Origin of the sequence: Streptomyces kurssanovii (assembly GCF_040677245.1) — a bacterium.
Taxonomy (GTDB): domain Bacteria; phylum Actinomycetota; class Actinomycetes; order Streptomycetales; family Streptomycetaceae; genus Streptomyces; species Streptomyces kurssanovii.
Genome location: NZ_JBFAQK010000008.1, coordinates 158,436 through 174,678 on the forward strand (window position 1 = coordinate 158,436; position 16,243 = coordinate 174,678).

Consider the following 16,243-nt stretch of genomic DNA (forward strand, 5'->3'; position numbering starts at 1 on the left):
CGCCCGGACCCGCCACCGCGCTGCGCGCGGTGTTTCCGGGGGCTCCGCCCCCGCACCCCCGCGCCTCAATCGCCGGCGGGGCTGAAGTTGCCTCCGCCGCCGGCGAGGCTGACAAAGTCAGCCCGCCCGGCGTTTGAGGGCACCGCGCGAAGCGCGGTACGCCGCCCGCAGGGCGGCACGGGGCCCGGGGCTGGCCCCGGTTCGGGAAGGGGCGGGTAGGGGAAACGCCCCGCGCAGCGGAACCCGCCCCCGCTCAGCGCGCCCGTGGCACCGGCGAGCGCTCGGGGGCCGACGCCCCCCGCTCCCGCGGCCACGCTCCGCGCAGCGAAACCGCCCCGCGCAGCGAAACCGCCCCGCGCAGCGGAACCGCCCCGCGCAGCGGAACCCGCCCCGCCCGCTACTTCGTCAGGTTCGCCTCGAGCTCGTCCAGGATGCGGGACGCCGCCGTGTAGCCGATGCCCTGGATCCAGAGTTCGTCGTCGACCGCGAAGACCTTGTTGTTCTCGACCGCCTTCATGCTCTTCCACAGCGCGCTGTCCAGCGTCTGCTTCCGCTTCGCCTTCTCCGGGTCGCCGTACGTCGAGTGGAAGACGGCCTCCGCGTCCGCGAGGTCGATCTTCTCGGGGCTCACGTCGTAGGAGAAGCCGTCCTTGGCCTTGTCGGTGATGGCCGGGCGGCCCAGGCCGACGTCGGCGAGGATCGTCGAGATGTAGTTCTTCTTGCCGTAGATGCGGATGTCCGCGCCCTCGACGAAGCGGACGACGTTGACCTCGGTCGCCGCCGCCTTCTCCTTGCCGCCGAGCGCCTCGGTGACCTTCCCGGCGTGCGCCTCGTACGCGGCGACGGCCTTCGCCGCCTCCGCCTTCTTGCCGAGCGCGTCCGCGTGGGTCCGGAAGTTCTCCTTCCAGGGCTCGCCGGTGGTCTCGGTCATCACCGTCGGCGCGATCTTCTCAGCTCGGCGTACTTGTCGCCGTGGCGGATCTTGCTGGTGAGGATCAGGTCGGGCTTGAGCGCGGCGATGGCCTCCAGGTTGGGGGTCATCATCTCGCCGACGTCCGTGATGCCTTCGAGCCTGTCCTTGGGCAGGTAGTTCAGGAAGCCCGACTCGGTGCCGGTGTGGGTGGCGCCGACGGGCTTGACGCCCAGGGTGATCGCGGAGTCCAGCTCGGCGGTGTCGAGGACGACGACGCGCTTCGGCGCGTCGGGGACCTCGACGTCGCCCATGGCCGTCTTCACCGTGTGCTTGCCCCCGGCGCCGCCGGAGGCCGCCGAGTCGGAGGAGGAGGCGGCGTCGTCGTTCGCGCCGCAGGCGCCCAGCGTCATCGCGGCGGTGAGGGCGAGGGATCCGGCGAGGAGGCCGCGGCGGCGAAGCGTGCTGCTCATGGACGGGAACCTTTCAGGCGGACTGTGCGGTGGATGTGGGGGTCTTGGGCCGGCCCGGAGGGGAGTACGGCGCTCCCGGCACGACGAGCGGCGACCCGGTCACGGGATCGGGCACCACGACCGACTCCATGCCGAACACCTCGCGGACCAGCTCGGCGGTGACGATGTCGGCCGGGGCGCCTTCGGCGACGATCCGGCCGGCCTTCATGGCGACGAGGTGGTCGGCGTAGCGGGCGGCCTGGTTGAGGTCGTGGAGCACGGCGACGACCGTGCGGCCGCGCTCGTGGTTCAACTGCCGTACGAGGTCGAGCACCTCGACCTGGTGCGCGATGTCGAGGAACGTCGTCGGCTCGTCCAGCAGCAGCAGGTCCGTCTCCTGCGCGAGCGCCATCGCGATCCACACGCGCTGCCGCTGACCGCCCGACAGTTCGTCGACGGGCCGGTCGGCGAGGGCTGTGACGTCCGTGCGCTCCATGGCGTCCGTCACGGCTCGTTCGTCCTCCTGGGACCACTGCTGCCACCAGTGCTGGTGGGGCTGGCGGCCGCGGGCCACGAGATCGGCGACGGTGATGGCCTCCGGTGCGACCGGGGACTGCGGCAGCAGTCCGATCGACCGGGCGATCTTCTTCGTCGGGATCGCGGACAGTTCCGCTCCGTCGAGGAGGACCGCGCCGCCCTTCGGCTTCAGCAGCCGGCCCAGCGCCCGCAGGGTGGTCGACTTGCCGCAGGCGTTGGGGCCGACGATGACCGTGACCTGCCCGTCGGGGACCGCGAGGTCGAGTTCGTGCACGACCGTGCGGTCCTCGTAGGCGAGCGTCAGCTCGCGCGCCGTCAGCCTGCTCACGACTTACCTCCAGCGGTGCGGCTGCGAACGATCAGCCAGATCAGGTAGGGGGCGCCGATCGCGGCCGTCAGCACACCCACCGGCAGCTCCGTGGGCGAGAACATCCGGCGGGCCGCGAGGTCGGCGAGAACGACGATCACGGCGCCGAGCAGCGCCGAACACAGCAGCGGGATCTGCGCGGTCCGGGTCATACGGCGGGCGATCTGCGGTGCGAGCAGCGCCACGAAGTCGACGGGCCCGGCGGCGCCGGTCGCGACCGACGCCAGCACGACCCCGAGGAGCACGAGCCCGAGCCGTACCCGGCCGAGCCGTACGCCGAGGGCGGTCGCGGTGTCGTCGTCCATGGAGACCGTGCGCTGGGCGCGGGCGGCCCACAGCACGGCGGGCAGCAGGACGAGCAGCGTCCAGCCGAGCGGCGCGGCCTCCTCCCAGCCGCGGCCGTTCAGCGACCCGGTCATCCAGATCTGTGCCTGCTGGGCGACGAGGTAGTCGCCCTTGGTCATGAACAGCGTCGTGACCGAGCGGAGCGCGATGGCGAAGCCGATGCCGATGAGCACGAACCGGGTGGCGTGCAGCCCGCCGCGCCAGGCGAACACGTACACCAGCGCGGCGGCGACGATGCCGCCGGTGACGGACAGGTACGGCAGCACCGAGTACGAGGTGACGCCGAACGTCATCGCGCCCACGGTGAGCGCGCTCGCGCCCTGGCTGATGCCGATGATGTCGGGGCTGGCGAGCGGGTTGCGCGCGACGGTCTGGATCAGTGCGCCCGCGACGCCGAAGGCGGCGCCGACGAGGAGTCCGAGGACCATACGGGGCAGCCGCAGTGTCCCGACGACGAGTTCGTCCGGCGAGGGCTGCCCGAGGACCACCTTGAGCACCTCGGCGGGGGCGACGAAGCTCTCGCCGACGCTCAGGTAGGCCACGCAGCCCGCGGCGAGCACCGCGGTGAGGCCGAGGGCGACGGCGGCGGCGCGACGGTGGAGCAGGAAGCTGCCGCGGGTGGTGCGGACGAGGGTGTAGCCGGCGGGCCGGATCCGGCGGCCGGTGACGGTCTCCGCGCTCATGCCGGCACCGCCTTGCGGCGGACCAGGGTGACCAGGAACGGCACACCGATGAGGGCCGTCATCACGCCCGCCGGGACCTCGCCCGGCGGGAAGACGATCCGGCCGATGACGTCGGAGACGAGCAGCATCACCGGGCCGATCAGCGCCGCCATCGGCAGCACCCACCGGTGGTCGCTGCCGACGACGGCGCGGGCGATGTGGGGGACGGCCAGGCCGATGAACGCGATCGGGCCGGCCGCCGCCACCCCGGCGCCGGTGAGCACGGTGGCGCCGACGCCGCCCACGATCCGTACCGTGGCGACGTTCTGGCCGAGGCCCTTCGCCATGTCCTCGCCGAGCGCCAGCGCGTCCAGGCCGCGGGCCACGGAGATCACCAGGACGGTGCCCACGAGCAGGAAGGGCCAGATCTGGCCGACCACTTCGGCGTCACGGCCGGCGACCGAGCCGACCTGCCAGAAGCGGAACTCGTCCAGCGCCGCCGCTTTCGTCGTCAGCACGCCCATCGTCACGGAGACCAGCAGCGCGTTGATCGCCGCGCCGCCGAGCGCCAGTTTGACGGGCGTCGCGCCGCCGCGGCCGCGGGCGGCGATCGCGTACACGGCGACCGAGGCGATCGCCGCGCCCGCGAAGGCGAACCACACGTATCCGCTCAGCGTGTGCACCCCGGCGAAGGCGATGGCCAGCACCACGCCGACCGAGGCGCCCTGGCTGATGCCGAGGATGCCGGGGTCGGCGATCGGGTTGCGGGTGATGCCCTGGAGGACCGTGCCGGCGAGGGCCAGCGCCGCGCCGACCATCAGTGCGATGAGGGTCCGCGGCACCCGGAGCTCGCGTACGACTTCGGCGTCGGGGCTGTGTCCGCCGTTCAGCACGGCGTCCAGGACGGCGGTCGGGGCGACCGGGCGCGCCCCCACCGCGAGGCTGAGCAGCACCGCGAGCAGCAGGGCCGCGACGGCGGCGGCCGTCCACCCGATGCGGCGGGCCGCGAGCGCGCGTCTGGCTGACATGGGAACCAATCGAGGTGCGGTCGTGTCGGGCATGAGGACGGCCCGGGGCCGGAGCGCGGCAGCGCCAGGACCGGGCCAGGGTTGGTAAGGCTTGGCTAAGTCTATGCGTCCGAAAACGCGTGCCTACGGGCGGGCACAATGACCCCTATGGCCGCTCACCCCGCCCCGCGCCCCCTGACCGTCGGTTTCGACCTCGACATGACGCTCATCGATTCGAGGCCGGGTATCCGCGCGGCCTTTCGCGCGCTCTCGGAGGAGACGGGCGTGCCGATCGACGCCGACCTGGCCGTCACGCGCCTCGGGCCGCCGCTGGAGCAGGAGTTGGCGCACTGGTTCCCGGACGAGCAGATCCAGAAGACGGCCGACAGGTACCGCGAGATCTACCCGGTGCACGCGATCGCCCCGACGACCGCGATGCCCGGTGCCCGCGAGGCCATGGCCGCGGTACGGGAGTCCGGGGGCCGGTCGATCGTCGTCACGGCGAAGCACGAGCCGAACGCGAAGCTCCACCTCGCGCACCTCGGCATCGTGCCCGACGAGACGATCGGCTGGCTGTGGGCGGAGGCCAAGGGGGAGGCGCTGCACGAGCACGGGGCGAGCGTGTACGTGGGCGACCACATCGGCGACGTGCGCGGCGCGCGGGTCGCCGGCGCGCTCTCCGTGGCGGTGACGACGGGCCCCTGCGACGCGGACGAACTGCGCGCGGCGGGTGCGGACGTGGTCCTCGACGACCTGACCGCGTTCCCGGCGTGGCTGCGTTCCTACCGCCCGGATCCGGCCTGACGCCGCTGCGCGGCGATGGAACGCAGCACGCCCGCGGCGGCGACCATGAAACCGACGCCCATCAGCATGCTCACCATGTACGCGACGGTCGGAAACGGCTCGGTTCCCAGGAACAGCGGGGCGACCGTGACCAGAGTGGCCACCGCGCCGACGATGAACAGGACAGCGCCGGCACGCACCAGCCCGTCGCCCGGGGCGGGAGCGGTGGCGGGAGGAGTAGCAGTCATTCGGCCAGGGTAGTTCCCTTGCGCGTACGAACCGACCGGGGACGTCTTGTCACCAGCCTCTGGACCATTAGCCTTGGGGGTGGCGGGTCAGGCGACCCGCTGTAGTGCTATCAAGAGCCGTTTTTCGGCGGACCGACTTGCGGTGCCCCAGCGCCCAACGAGTACGAGGACGAGGACAGACGTGCCTACCGGCAAGGTCAAGTGGTTCAACAGTGAGAAGGGCTTCGGCTTTCTCTCCCGCGACGACGGCGGCGACGTCTTCGTGCACTCCTCTGTACTTCCGTCCGGGGTAGAGGCCCTGAAGCCGGGCCAGCGCGTCGAGTTCGGTGTGGTGGCCGGCCAGCGCGGCGACCAGGCGCTGTCGGTGACGCTGCTGGACCCGACACCGTCCGTCGCGGCCGCGCAGCGGCGCAAGCCGGACGAGCTGGCGTCCATCGTCCAGGACCTCACCACACTCCTGGAGAACATCACCCCGATGCTGGAGCGCGGCCGTTACCCCGACAAGGTGCACGGCGCGAAGATCGCCGGCCTGCTGCGGGCGGTGGCGGACCAGCTGGACGTGTAGCCGTCGCGGGAGGGTGCGTCACACGAAGTCGAGCGCTTCCGGGCCGAGGGGCGGTACGAGCCCCTCGGCCGCTGCGCGTGTGAGCAGTCCGCGCACGGCCGCGTAGCCGTCGTCCCCGAGATCCGCGGTGAACTCGTTGACGTACAGCCCGATGTGGCGGTCGGCGACGGCCGGGTCCATCTCCTGGGCGTGCTCGAGCACGTACGGCCGCGAGGCCTCCGGGTCGTCCCAGGCCATCCGTACCGAGGCGCGGGCCGACTCGGCGAGCAGGCGCAGCGTCTCCTCGCCCAGCGACCGCTTGGCGATGATCGCGCCGAGCGGGATCGGCAGGCCCGTCGTGGACTCCCAGTGCTCGCCCATGTCGGCGAGCGAGTGCAGCCCGTAGTCCTGATACGTGAAGCGGGCCTCGTGGATGACGAGTCCGGCGTCGACCTTGCCGTCGCGCACGGCGGGCATGATCTCGTGGAACGGCATCACGACGACCTCGCCGACGCCTTCCGGCACGACCTCCGCTGCCCACAGCCGGAACAGCAGGTACGCCGTCGACCGCTCGCTCGGCACGGCGACCGTCTTCCTGGTCAGTTCCGTGCCCGCCTCCCGGGTGAGGACGAGCGGCCCGCAGCCCCGGCCCAGCGCGCCGCCGCACGGGAGCAGGGCGTACTCGTCGAGCACCCACGGAAGCACCGCGTACGACACCTTCAGCACGTCGTACTCGTCGGCGCCGCCGTGCTCGGCCCATCCGTTGGTGATGTCGATGTCAGCGAACGTCACATCGAGCGCGGGCGCGCCGGGGACCCGGCCGTGGGCCCAGGCGTCGAAGACGAAGGTGTCGTTCGGGCAGGGCGAGTACGCGATACGCAGGGTCACGGTTGCTCCTGGAGGACGGGGGCGAGCTGCTGGAACGCCTTCCGCAGGGCGGCCAGCGCCTCGCCGATGCGCCAGGCCGCGCGGTCGCGGGGGCCGACGGCGTTGGAGACCGCGCGGATCTCGACGACGGGTACGCCGTGGGCGGCGGCGGCCTCGGCGACGCCGAAACCCTCCATCGCCTCCGCGGCGGCACGCGGGTGCCGGCGGGCGAGCTCGGCCGCACGGGCGGCGCTGCCGGTGACCGTGGACACGGTCAGCACGGGCGCGTGCGCGGCGCCGAGGGCGGCGGCGACGAGCGCCGACAGGCCGGCGGGCGAGGGATGCACGGTACGGCCGAAGCCGAGCTTGTCGACGGGCAGGAAGCCGTCGGCCGTGTCGGCGCCCAGGTCCGCGGCGACGACGGCGTCGGAGACGACGAGTGATCCGACGGGGGCGTGCGGCGGGAAGCCGCCGCCGATCCCGGCGGAGACGACGAGACCGTACGGCGTGTCGGCCACGGCGAGGGCGGTCGCGGTCGCCGCGGCGGCAGCGGCGGGGCCGACCCCGCCGACGAGCACGTCGTAGTCCGGGGTGCGGGTCAGCGCATATCCGCCCGGGAGCGGCACGGCGGCGGCGCCGGGAGGACCGGCGTCCGCGACGACGGCGGCGGCCTCCGCCGCCACCGCGGTCACGACGAGCACGCGCACGGTGTCACCTTCCGGTCCCGGTCAGGACTCCTTCTCGAACTGGAAGTTCCAGATGCCGACGACCTTCTTGCCCTTGGTCTCCATGACGCTGACGGCCGTCTTGGTCGTCGGCTCGCCGGTCGCGGAGGAGAAGAAGGCGTTGCCGGGGATCGTCCGGTACGTCTTCTTGAAGGGCTCCTGCTCCACCGGCTGCGCGCCGAACAACAGGGTCCAGCCGTTGTCCGCGATCTCCGGGTCGACGCCCATGCGGACCTGGTCGTCCATGGCGACCTTGATGATCTCCGACGGCTTCTTGGTCAGGCAGCCCTGGATCTCGGACTCCTTGATCGCCTCGCCGTCGTTGTAGCAGGCGGCCTCCGCGTGGACGGAGTCCGAACCGATGGTCACCGTGACGAGCGGCGTCGGCTTGTCGCAGGCGGAAAGGACGAGGAGCCCGGCGGAGACGGCACCGAGAGCGGCAGCGGCCCGGCGGCGCTTGCCCGAGAAGAACGCAACGGTCATGAGCCGAAGGCTATCGGGCGCGCTTCGCCCTGCCGCGCGGGGGTGCGCGGCGCGGCGGCCCGAAGCGCGCCCCGGTTACGCCGCGGGAGGTACCCGTGACCGCACGTCGCACGGCGGGCCCGGTGCCCCGGGGGGCCGGGCCTACGCCACCCGGGCCTTCGGCGTGGCCCCGCGGTGACGTGCCGCGCCGAGCAGCCCGCGCCCCGCCGTGATCCCTCCCGCCGCGACGATGCCCGCGGCCACCGACATGCCCACCACGCCGTTCAGCGGCAGCACGATGCCGATCGCGCCGCCCACGACCCATGCCATCTGGAGCAGCGTCTCCGACCTGGCGAACGTCGACGTGCGGACCTGTTCCGGCACGTCCCGCTGGATCACCGCGTCGAGGGACAGCTTGGACAGTGCCTGGGACAGCCCCGCTGTCGCGCCGAGGACCGCCACCATGCCCGTGCTGAAGAACACGGCCGCCATGACGGCCGCGCCCAGCACCAGAGCCAGCATCGTGACGATGATCGCCTCCGGGGCGCGGGCCTTGAGCCAGGCGCCGATCGCCGTGCCGAGCGCGTTGCCCACGCCGGCGGCGACGCCCACCATTCCCAGCGAGACCGCGGCCGACTGCCCGGAGAGCGGATGCTCGCGCAGCAGGAACGCGAGGAAGAAGATCAGGAAGCCGGACAGGGCCCGATGCGCGGCGTTCGCCTGGAGGCCGTGCAGCACCGACGGGCCGACCGTCCGCAGCGTCGGCCTCTTCTCGCCGTGCGCGAGCATGCGCACGGGCGTCTCGCCCTTCGCCGAGTCGACCTTGGGCGGCATCGTGAAGGCCCAGTACGTGCCGAGGACGAACAGCGCGCACGCCCCGTACAGCGGCCACTGCGGCCCGATCTGCTGGAGCCCCACACCGATCGGCGCGGCGGCTCCCGTGGCCAGCAGACCTGCCAGCGTCACCCGGGAGTTCGCCTTCACCAGCGCGAACTTCGGTGGCAGCAGCCGGGGCACGACGGCGCTGCGGACCACCCCGTACGCCTTCGACGACACCAGCACGCCGAGCGCCGCCGGGTACAGCTCCAGGCCGCCCGTCGCGACGGCGCCCGACATCATGATCGCCAGCAGCGCGCGGGCGAGCATCGCGCCCGCCATGGCCGCGCGCCGGCCGTGCGGGAGGCGGTCGAGGAGGGGGCCGATCACGGGAGCGAGCAGGACGAAGGGCGCCATCGTGACGGCCAGGTACAGCGCGACCCGGCCGCGTGCCTCGTCGGTCGGGACGGAGAAGAACACCGTGGACGCCAGCGCCACGGTGATCATGACGTCCCCCGCGCCGTTCACGGCGTGCAGCTCGATCAGCTTCCCGAGGCCCGATTCGCCCGCGCCGTGCGCGTGCGTCGCCCTGCGGATGCCGCGGGCGGTGCCGGTGAAGGGAAGGTGCAAGGCACGGCCGACCGCCCGGCCCGCCCTGCGGGCCGGGCCGTCCCCTTCGGACGACCTTGCGGCTGCCACCCCGTCATAGTGCCCCAAGCCCGGCCGCCCCGAACCGGATCCCGCCCGCGGTGCGGCGTGTTTTCTCCTTGCGGAGTTCCGTGGGTGTTCCTGCGGTCTTCCTGCGTGGGTTCGTGACCGGTCCGTGCCGGGCCGCCGCGCTGTTCCTGCGGGCCCCGGCCCGGTCCCCGACCGCTTCCCGCCCCCTTCCTGCACGGTTTCCGCAGCCTTCGTGCCGGTCGCGGCGGCCCTTTCGCCGGGGCCGGTTCGGCCCGTGTTGGGACGGGCAGGTGGGCGGCGGGCGTAGGAAGGGGTAGCGTGCGTAGCGCGCCACCGGCGGTTGTTCTCGGCCGCGCGCCTCTTCGGCATCCCGCAGAATGGATGACGTTAGGTGTGCCCGGGATCAGGACGGTCCGGGCGTGTGGACGTCGATGCGGCCCTCTGGTCCGCTCCGTGCGCCGCCCCGTACCTCGTCATCGGCCGAGCGCATCCGTGAGACGGCGTAGGAGAGAAGCGAGACTAGTGAGTGCTGCGACGACGCGAAGCCGTACCCCCGACCGCCTGTGCGCCGAGGCGGTAGACCTCGCCAGGAAGGCGGCCGAGGAGGCCGCGGCGCCAGGGGTGGTCGGAGAGCATGTGTCGCTCGTCTCCGAGGGGGACCGGGTCGTCACGCACTTCTTCGAGTGCCAGGAGGCCGGCTACCGAGGCTGGCGCTGGGCCGTGACCGTCACACGCGCCTCACGGGCGAAGAACGTCACCCTTGACGAAACCGTCCTGCTGCCCGGCCCCGACGCGCTGCTGGCGCCCGAGTGGGTCCCGTGGAGCGAGCGGCTGCGGCCCGGTGACATGGGCCCGGGCGACCTGCTGCCCACCGAGGCGGAGGATCTCCGCCTCGAGCCCGGCTACAGCGGCGAGGACGAGCCGCCGCCGAACTCGGTCCTCGCGGAGCACCCCCCGACCCACGACCTGGTCGAGCTGGTCGAGGCGGAGGACGCGGAGCTCACCGACCGCAGGACCGCGATCGAGTCCACGACCGACAACGGCAGGGGCCGGATCGCGGCGCTCGCCGAGGAACTGGGCATGCGCCGCGCGCGCGTGCTGTCCCGGTACGGCCTCCACGCGGCGGCCGACCGCTGGGAGGAGTCCTACGGCGCGAAGACGCCCATGGCGCAGGCTGCCCCGGCGTCCTGCGAGTCCTGCGGCTTCCTCGTCCCGATCGCGGGCTCGCTGCGGCAGGCGTTCGGCATCTGCGCGAACGAGTTCTCGCCGGCCGACGGCCGCGTGGTCTCGCTGGCGTACGGCTGCGGCGGCCACTCGGAGGCCGCGGTGATGCCGAAGCCGCCGACACCGCCGCCGCCGGTCTTCGACTCCATGGCGGCGGACGAGTTCCCGCTGCGCCCGCCCCGCGACGGCGGCTCCGTCCCGGAGGAGCCTGACGGCACGTCGGACGACCTCGGCCACTCGTAGCGGCCTGGGCCGTCGGCCCGTTCTCGTTGCGCGCGGGGACGGGCTGCGCCCTGCCCTGGTGTGGCGACGGTTCCGTCCCGGGGGAGTCTGAGCGCATCCGTGGCGGGTTGGCCGTCGGCCCGTCGGCGTTGCGCCCAGGAGCGGGCTACGCCCTGCCCTGGCGTGTGGCGGCGGTTCCGTCCCGGTGGAGTCCGGGTGCGGGCCGCGGCCCACCACGCCCGGGCCCCGGCCCGGCGTGCCTGGCCGGAGCCTCGCCTCTCCCGGCCGGGGGCCGAGCCCTGCCCTGTGCGGGTGGTCCCGGGCCTCGCCCTCGTCCAGGCCCGGACCCGCGATGCCTGGCTCTGCGCCGGTGCCTGGCGAGGGTTCCACCGGGTCGCCGCGCGTGCCTCGGGGCTCGCGCCGTTCACTGCCTGCGCGTGCGGTCCCGGCCCTGCCCCTGCGGGGGGCGACGGCCCCGCCCGCGTCCTGAACCCGTGCTCTTCCGGGGCCCGGGGCCGGGCCCGGCTCCGGCCCAGCACCTCGGGTTCGGAGCTTCCGTGTCCCGGTCCTGCGCTCGGTCCGGGGGCAATGGCCCGGCTACCGGTCCCGGGGGGTGTGGTCCGCTGTGTCCCATCCCGTCCCTTCTCGGCCGGGCCGTGCCCCGGCTTTGCCCCCGTTTCCGCGGCCCGGGCACCCGTTCCGCCCCGGTGCGTCGCGGCGTTCCGGGCGGGGGCTGCCGGCGGGTCGGGTGCCACGGAGGTGGCGGCCGGTGGTTCCGCCGGCACGGCGGAGCTGCGTGGGGCCGGCGGGGCAGGGGGACACGCCCGGTGCGTCGTGGCGAGCGGTGGGCGGGGACCGCACCTCGCGCCGGTACGCGGTACCTTCGGGCCCATCAGGAGTCGGAGCAGGCCGGCCTGGCCGGCCCCGCGCCCGGGAGCCGTAAGAGAGTGGAGCACAGCGTGAGCGTCAGGACGACCGAGTGGGCCGACCCGTTCGGGACGGCGCGGCTGCGGCGCGGCGTGCTCGACGCGTGGGGCGCGAGCCCCGCCCGCTTCCGGGAGGACGCCAACGCCGAGGAGGATCTCGCCCTCGGCGGCTACCGGGACCGTCTCGTCGTCGAGCTGGCGCAGAACGCCGCCGACGCCGCCGCCCGTGCCGGTGTCCCCGGCCGGCTGCGGCTGAACCTGCGGCCCGCCGGAGCGGCCGGCGAGCCCCCCGTGTTCGCCGCCGCGAACACCGGCGCCCCGCTGGACGCCACCGGCGTCGAGTCGCTGAGCACCCTGCGGGCCTCCGCGAAGCGCGAGGGCCACGAGGCGGCCGTCGGCCGGTTCGGTGTCGGTTTCGCCGCTGTCCTCGCGGTCAGCGACGAGCCGGCCGTCGTCGGCCGGCACGGCGGCGTGCGCTGGTCCCTGGCGGAGGCCAGGGAGCTGGCGGGCCGGGCCGCCCAGGCCAGCCCCGGCCTCGGGGACGAGCTGCGCCGCAGGGACGGGCACGTGCCCCTGCTGCGGCTCCCGCTGCCCGCGGAGGGCACCGCGCCGGAGGGCTACGACACGGTCGTCGTGCTGCCGCTGCGCGACGGCGCCGCCGTGGACCTCGTCGAGCGTCTGCTCGCCGGCATCGACGACGCGCTGCTGCTCACGCTGCCCGGCCTCGCCGAGATCGTCATCGAAACCCCCGACTCGACGCGGGTGTTGAAGCGTTACGAGCAGGAGCCGTACGTCCGGATCGAGGACAGCGTCCACGGCGAGCGCCGCTGGCGCGTCGTCAGCCACGGCGGGGCGACCGAGCCCGCCCTGCTGGCGGACCGGCCGGTCGAGGAGCGGCTGCGGCCGCACTGGACCGTCACCTGGGCCGTCCCCGTCGACGACGAGGGCGCGCCCGCCCGGCCGCTCACCGCCCCCGTGGTGCACGCGCCGACCCCCACCGACGAGCCCCTGGGCGTGCCCGCGCTGCTCATCGCGTCGCTGCCGCTGGACACGACCCGCCGCCACCCGGCCCGCGGGCCGCTCACCGACTTCCTGGTGGAGCGCGCGGCGGACGCGTACGCCGAACTGCTCGGCGGCTGGCAGCCGGTGACCACCGGCGTCATCGACCTCGTGCCCGGCCCGCTCGGCAAGGGCGAACTCGACGGCGCGCTGCGGGCGGCGATCCTGCGGCGCCTGCCGCGTACCGCGTTCCTCGAGGCGGCGGTCCCGCGTGACATGTCCGACGAGGACACCGGGCTGCCGGACCGGGTGACCACCGGTGGCCTGCGGCCCATCGAGGCGGAGGTGCTGGAGGGCGCGGGCACGGACACCGTGCGCGTACTCGCGGAGGTCATGCCGACGCTGCTGCCCGCCGGTCTCGAGCGCCGGGTGGAGCTGCGCACGCTGGGCGTGGCACGGGTGCCGCTCACGGAGGCGATCGACCGGCTGGCCGGTCTGGAACGCGAACCGGCCTGGTGGCACCGCCTGTACGAGAGCCTCGCGGGCGTCGACCCGGACCGTCTGTCGGGTCTCCCCGTCCCGCTCGCCGACTCGCGCACCACCATCGGGCCCCGCCAGACGCTGCTCCCGCTCGCGGACACCCCGGCCGACCTGGCCCGCCTCGGCCTGAAGGTCGTCCACCCGGACGCCGCCCACCCCTTGCTGGAGAAGCTGGGGGCGCTGCCCGCGACGCCGCGCGCCGTTCTGCGGACCCCGCAGGTGCGGGCGGCGGTGGCGGCCTCGCTCGACGAGGGCGAGGTGTGGGACGAGGACGCCGACACGCTCGACGCCGAAGAGCTCGCCGAGACGGTGCTGGCGCTGGTCCGCGACGCGGAGCTGGAGCCGGGCGACGAGCCGTGGCTCGGCGCGCTCGCCCTGCCCGACGAGGACGGCGAGCCGGCCCCGGCCGGTGAACTGGTCCTGCCGGACAGCCCGTTCGCCTCGGTGATGCGCGAGGGCGAACTCGCCCTGTGCGACGCCGAGCTGGCCGAGCGCTGGGGCGAACAGCCCCTCGCCGCCTGTGGTGTCCTCGCGAACTTCGCCCTGGTCCGTGCCACCGACGTCGTCCTCGACCCCGATGAACTCGAGCCGCGCGAAGGCGACTTCGCCGAGCCCGACGACGCGGGCCTGCTCGACGCGGTGGACGTGTGGTGCGAGGACCTCCTCGACCGGCTGCCGGACACGCCCGTGCCGCCGGTCGCCACGGAGATCGTCGCCGTGCGCGACCTGGACCTGGTGGACGACGACTGCTGGCCGCAGGCGCTCGCGCTGCTGGCGCAGCCGCCGCTGCGGGACGCGCTCACCCAGTCCGTACGGATCCTGATGCCGGACGGCACGACGGAGACCGTGCGCCCGTACACGGCGTGGTGGCTGCGCGACCATCCGGTGCTGGACGGCCGCCGCCCCGCCGGTCTGCGCGCGTCGGGCGCGGACCCGCTGCTGGAGGGCCTGTACGAGTCGGCCGACACGACCGGCTTCGCCGACGCGCAGGTGCTGCACGCCCTCGGCGTCCGCACCTCGGTCGCGGCGCTGCTGGACGAGCCGGGTGGCGCGGCGGAGCTGCTGTCCCGCCTGGCCGACCCCGACCGCGAGGTGACCGGCCGGCAGTTGCACGGCCTGTACACGGCGCTCGCCGATCTGGACCCCGACCAGGTCACGCTCCCCGACGAGCTGCGCGCGGTGGTGGACGGCGAGGTGCGTGTGGTGGACGCCGCCGACGCGGTCGTCGCGGACACCCCCGACCTGCTGCCGCTGTCCGCCGGTCTGCCCCTGCTTCCGGTGGCGCCGACCCGCGCGGCGGACCTGGCGGACCTGTTCCAGGTCAGGCGCCTGAGCGAGACGGTGGACGCGGACGTCACGACGGAGGGCGAGGAGCACGAGGTCCCGGAGTCGGTCCGCGTCCTGCTGGGCCCGGCGACGCCCGACTCGTACGTCGAGCACGAGGAACTGGTCGCGGGCGGCACCGAACTCGACTGGCGCCGCACGCCCGACGGCGTGCTGCACGCCGCGACGCTGGAAGGCGTGGCGGCCGGTCTCGCCTGGGCGGCGGGCCAGTGGCCGCGCCGCTTCGAGGTCGCGGCGCTGCTGGAGGACCCGTCCCGTACGGAGGAGTTGGCGCGGGACCGCTGGTTCGACGCGTAGGCCGTCTCTGGTGGGCCAGGTGCCGCCCGCGCGTACTTGCGAGGGAATCGCACCTGGTCACAGGGCGTATGACGGCTGTAGCCGCAACGTGGTTCCTGTGCGACGGTGGGTGCCATGGCGGGGATTCGGCACAGGCATCCGAACGGGCACGAACACCACCACGGTGATCGTCACCACGGCGATCACGAACACGGCGCTCACCACCACGGCGATCACGACCACGGCGATCACGATCACGCCCGTCACGATCACGCCCGTCACGATCACGGACCTGGGCGCAGCGGGCCGCGGCACGGATTCGCGCACCGCCTCGCCCATCTCCTCCGGCCGCACAGCCACGAGTCCGGTGACAAGGTCGACGCGGCGATGGAGACGTCCCGCGACGGGATGCGCACGCTGTGGATCTCGCTCGTGGTGCTGGGGGCGACCACCGTCGTCCAGGCCGTCATCGTCGCCCTGTCCGGGTCGGTGGCGCTGCTCGGCGACACGGTCCACAACGCCGCCGACGCGCTGACCGCCGTCCCGCTCGGCATCGCCTTCATCCTCGGCAGACGCGCGGCGAACCGCCGCTTCACGTACGGCTACGGGCGGGCCGAGGACCTTGCGGGCATCGTCATCGTGGCCGCCATCGCGGCCTCGGCGGTCGTCGCCGCCTGGATGGCCGTCGACCGGCTGCTGAATCCTCGTGAGATCACGCACCTGTGGGCGGTGTCGGCGGCCGCGCTGGTCGGTTTCGCGGGCAACGAGTGGGTCGCCCGCTACCGCATCCGCACCGGCCGCCGGATCGGCTCCGCCGCGCTCGTCGCGGACGGTCTGCACGCCCGTACGGACGGATTCACCTCGCTGGCCGTCCTGTTGGGCGCGGGCGGCGCCGCGCTGGGCCTCCGGTGGGCCGATCCGGTCGTCGGTCTGCTGATCACCGCCGCCATTCTGCTGGTCCTGAAGGACGCCGCCCGTGAGGTCTGCCGGCGTCTGATGGACTCGGTCGATCCGGCCCTCGTCGGGACGGCGGAGACCGCGCTGCGCGGCGTGGACGGGGTGCTGGGCACCGGGCAGGTGCGGATGCGGTGGATCGGGCACGCGCTGCGGGCGGAGGCCGACATCGTGGTCGACCCGCGACTGACCGTCGTCCAGGCGCATTCGCTGGCCGTCGCGGCCGAGCACGCGCTGATCCACGCCGTGCCCCGGCTGACGGCGGCCACCGTTCACATCGACCACCGTCCCGTCGAGGGCGATCCGCACGCGGCGCTCGCCCACCACGGCACTGTCGGTGGCGGCTGAGAGGATC

General features: G+C 74.0%; 13 protein-coding genes and 1 pseudogene. 5 read left to right on the plus strand and 9 right to left on the minus strand.

Annotated elements, in window-relative coordinates:
* Positions 1 to 397 precede the first annotated feature (397 nt).
* The 4 genes and pseudogenes from AB0K36_RS09425 to AB0K36_RS09440 form a co-directional block, all read right to left on the minus strand.
* Positions 398 to 1,383, minus strand: a pseudogene (locus AB0K36_RS09425) (ABC transporter substrate-binding protein).
* Positions 1,384 to 1,396: 13 nt separating this feature from the next.
* A complete protein-coding gene (locus AB0K36_RS09430) occupies positions 1,397 to 2,227 on the minus strand; it encodes an ABC transporter ATP-binding protein (RefSeq protein ID WP_189468711.1) in 831 nt (276 codons plus the stop codon).
* Positions 2,224 to 3,294 carry a FecCD family ABC transporter permease gene (locus AB0K36_RS09435; RefSeq protein WP_364590589.1) on the minus strand — a complete coding sequence of 357 codons (1,071 nt, stop codon included), beginning with the start codon at positions 3,292 to 3,294 and terminating at the stop codon, positions 2,224 to 2,226. The genes AB0K36_RS09430 and AB0K36_RS09435 overlap by 4 nt, the downstream gene beginning before the upstream one ends.
* The gene (locus AB0K36_RS09440) at positions 3,291 to 4,301 is read right to left on the minus strand and encodes a FecCD family ABC transporter permease (protein WP_364590592.1); all 1,011 of its coding nucleotides are present in this window, start codon (positions 4,299 to 4,301) and stop codon (positions 3,291 to 3,293) included. The genes AB0K36_RS09435 and AB0K36_RS09440 overlap by 4 nt, the downstream gene beginning before the upstream one ends.
* A 147-nt stretch (positions 4,302 to 4,448) precedes the next feature.
* On the opposite strand from AB0K36_RS09440, the gene AB0K36_RS09445 reads away from it, so the two are divergent.
* Positions 4,449 to 5,084, plus strand: a complete 636-nt coding sequence (locus AB0K36_RS09445) for an HAD family hydrolase (RefSeq protein ID WP_364590595.1) — start codon at positions 4,449 to 4,451, stop codon at positions 5,082 to 5,084.
* On the opposite strand, the gene AB0K36_RS09450 is transcribed toward AB0K36_RS09445, so the two are convergent.
* Complete coding sequence (locus tag AB0K36_RS09450) at positions 5,063 to 5,311, minus strand: hypothetical protein (RefSeq protein ID WP_189468719.1); 249 nt, start codon at positions 5,309 to 5,311, stop codon at positions 5,063 to 5,065. The two genes, AB0K36_RS09445 and AB0K36_RS09450, sit on opposite strands and share 22 nt — an antisense overlap.
* Before the next feature lie 181 nt (positions 5,312 to 5,492).
* Here AB0K36_RS09450 and AB0K36_RS09455 point away from each other — a divergent pair, with 181 nt between their 5' ends.
* On the plus strand, positions 5,493 to 5,876 hold the full coding sequence (locus AB0K36_RS09455; RefSeq protein WP_356630895.1) for a cold-shock protein: 384 nt from the start codon (positions 5,493 to 5,495) through the stop codon (positions 5,874 to 5,876).
* Positions 5,877 to 5,894: 18 nt separating this feature from the next.
* On the opposite strand, the gene AB0K36_RS09460 is transcribed toward AB0K36_RS09455, so the two are convergent.
* The 4 genes from AB0K36_RS09460 to AB0K36_RS09475 all read right to left on the minus strand — a co-directional run bounded on the left by AB0K36_RS09460 (position 5,895) and on the right by AB0K36_RS09475 (position 9,424).
* Positions 5,895 to 6,743 carry a 1,4-dihydroxy-6-naphtoate synthase gene (locus AB0K36_RS09460; RefSeq protein WP_364590599.1) on the minus strand — a complete coding sequence of 283 codons (849 nt, stop codon included), beginning with the start codon at positions 6,741 to 6,743 and terminating at the stop codon, positions 5,895 to 5,897.
* Complete coding sequence (locus AB0K36_RS09465; protein ID WP_364590602.1) at positions 6,740 to 7,429, minus strand: futalosine hydrolase; 690 nt, start codon at positions 7,427 to 7,429, stop codon at positions 6,740 to 6,742. The genes AB0K36_RS09460 and AB0K36_RS09465 overlap by 4 nt, the downstream gene beginning before the upstream one ends.
* A 21-nt stretch (positions 7,430 to 7,450) precedes the next feature.
* A complete protein-coding gene (locus tag AB0K36_RS09470) occupies positions 7,451 to 7,930 on the minus strand; it encodes a hypothetical protein (protein ID WP_005315843.1) in 480 nt (159 codons plus the stop codon).
* A 141-nt stretch (positions 7,931 to 8,071) separates the two neighbouring features.
* Entirely contained in the window at positions 8,072 to 9,424 is a 1,353-nt protein-coding gene (locus AB0K36_RS09475; protein ID WP_364590605.1) for an MFS transporter, read from the minus strand.
* Between the two features lie 501 nt (positions 9,425 to 9,925).
* On the opposite strand from AB0K36_RS09475, the gene AB0K36_RS09480 reads away from it, so the two are divergent.
* The 3 genes from AB0K36_RS09480 (at position 9,926) to AB0K36_RS09490 (ending at position 16,236) form a co-directional block, all read left to right on the plus strand.
* Complete coding sequence (locus AB0K36_RS09480) at positions 9,926 to 10,870, plus strand: DUF3027 domain-containing protein (protein WP_364590608.1); 945 nt, start codon at positions 9,926 to 9,928, stop codon at positions 10,868 to 10,870.
* Positions 10,871 to 11,808: 938 nt separating this feature from the next.
* On the plus strand, positions 11,809 to 14,955 hold the full coding sequence (locus tag AB0K36_RS09485) for a sacsin N-terminal ATP-binding-like domain-containing protein (RefSeq protein ID WP_364590611.1): 3,147 nt from the start codon (positions 11,809 to 11,811) through the stop codon (positions 14,953 to 14,955).
* 114 nt (positions 14,956 to 15,069) lie between these two features.
* Entirely contained in the window at positions 15,070 to 16,236 is a 1,167-nt protein-coding gene (locus AB0K36_RS09490) for a cation diffusion facilitator family transporter (RefSeq protein WP_364590614.1), read from the plus strand.
* Positions 16,237 to 16,243 lie beyond the last annotated feature (7 nt).

Bases quoted from the DNA above. Each gene is read 5' to 3' on its own strand.
- AB0K36_RS09435 (WP_364590589.1), bottom strand. From the start codon at position 3,294: ATGAGCGCGGAGACCGTCACCGGCCGCCGGATCCGGCCCGCCGGCTAC.
- AB0K36_RS09440 (WP_364590592.1), bottom strand. From the start codon at position 4,301: ATGTCAGCCAGACGCGCGCTCGCGGCCCGCCGCATCGGGTGGACGGCC.
- AB0K36_RS09445 (WP_364590595.1), top strand. From the start codon at position 4,449: ATGGCCGCTCACCCCGCCCCGCGCCCCCTGACCGTCGGTTTCGACCTC.
- AB0K36_RS09450 (WP_189468719.1), bottom strand. From the start codon at position 5,311: ATGACTGCTACTCCTCCCGCCACCGCTCCCGCCCCGGGCGACGGGCTG.
- AB0K36_RS09470 (WP_005315843.1), bottom strand. From the start codon at position 7,930: ATGACCGTTGCGTTCTTCTCGGGCAAGCGCCGCCGGGCCGCTGCCGCT.
- AB0K36_RS09490 (WP_364590614.1), top strand. From the start codon at position 15,070: ATGGCGGGGATTCGGCACAGGCATCCGAACGGGCACGAACACCACCAC.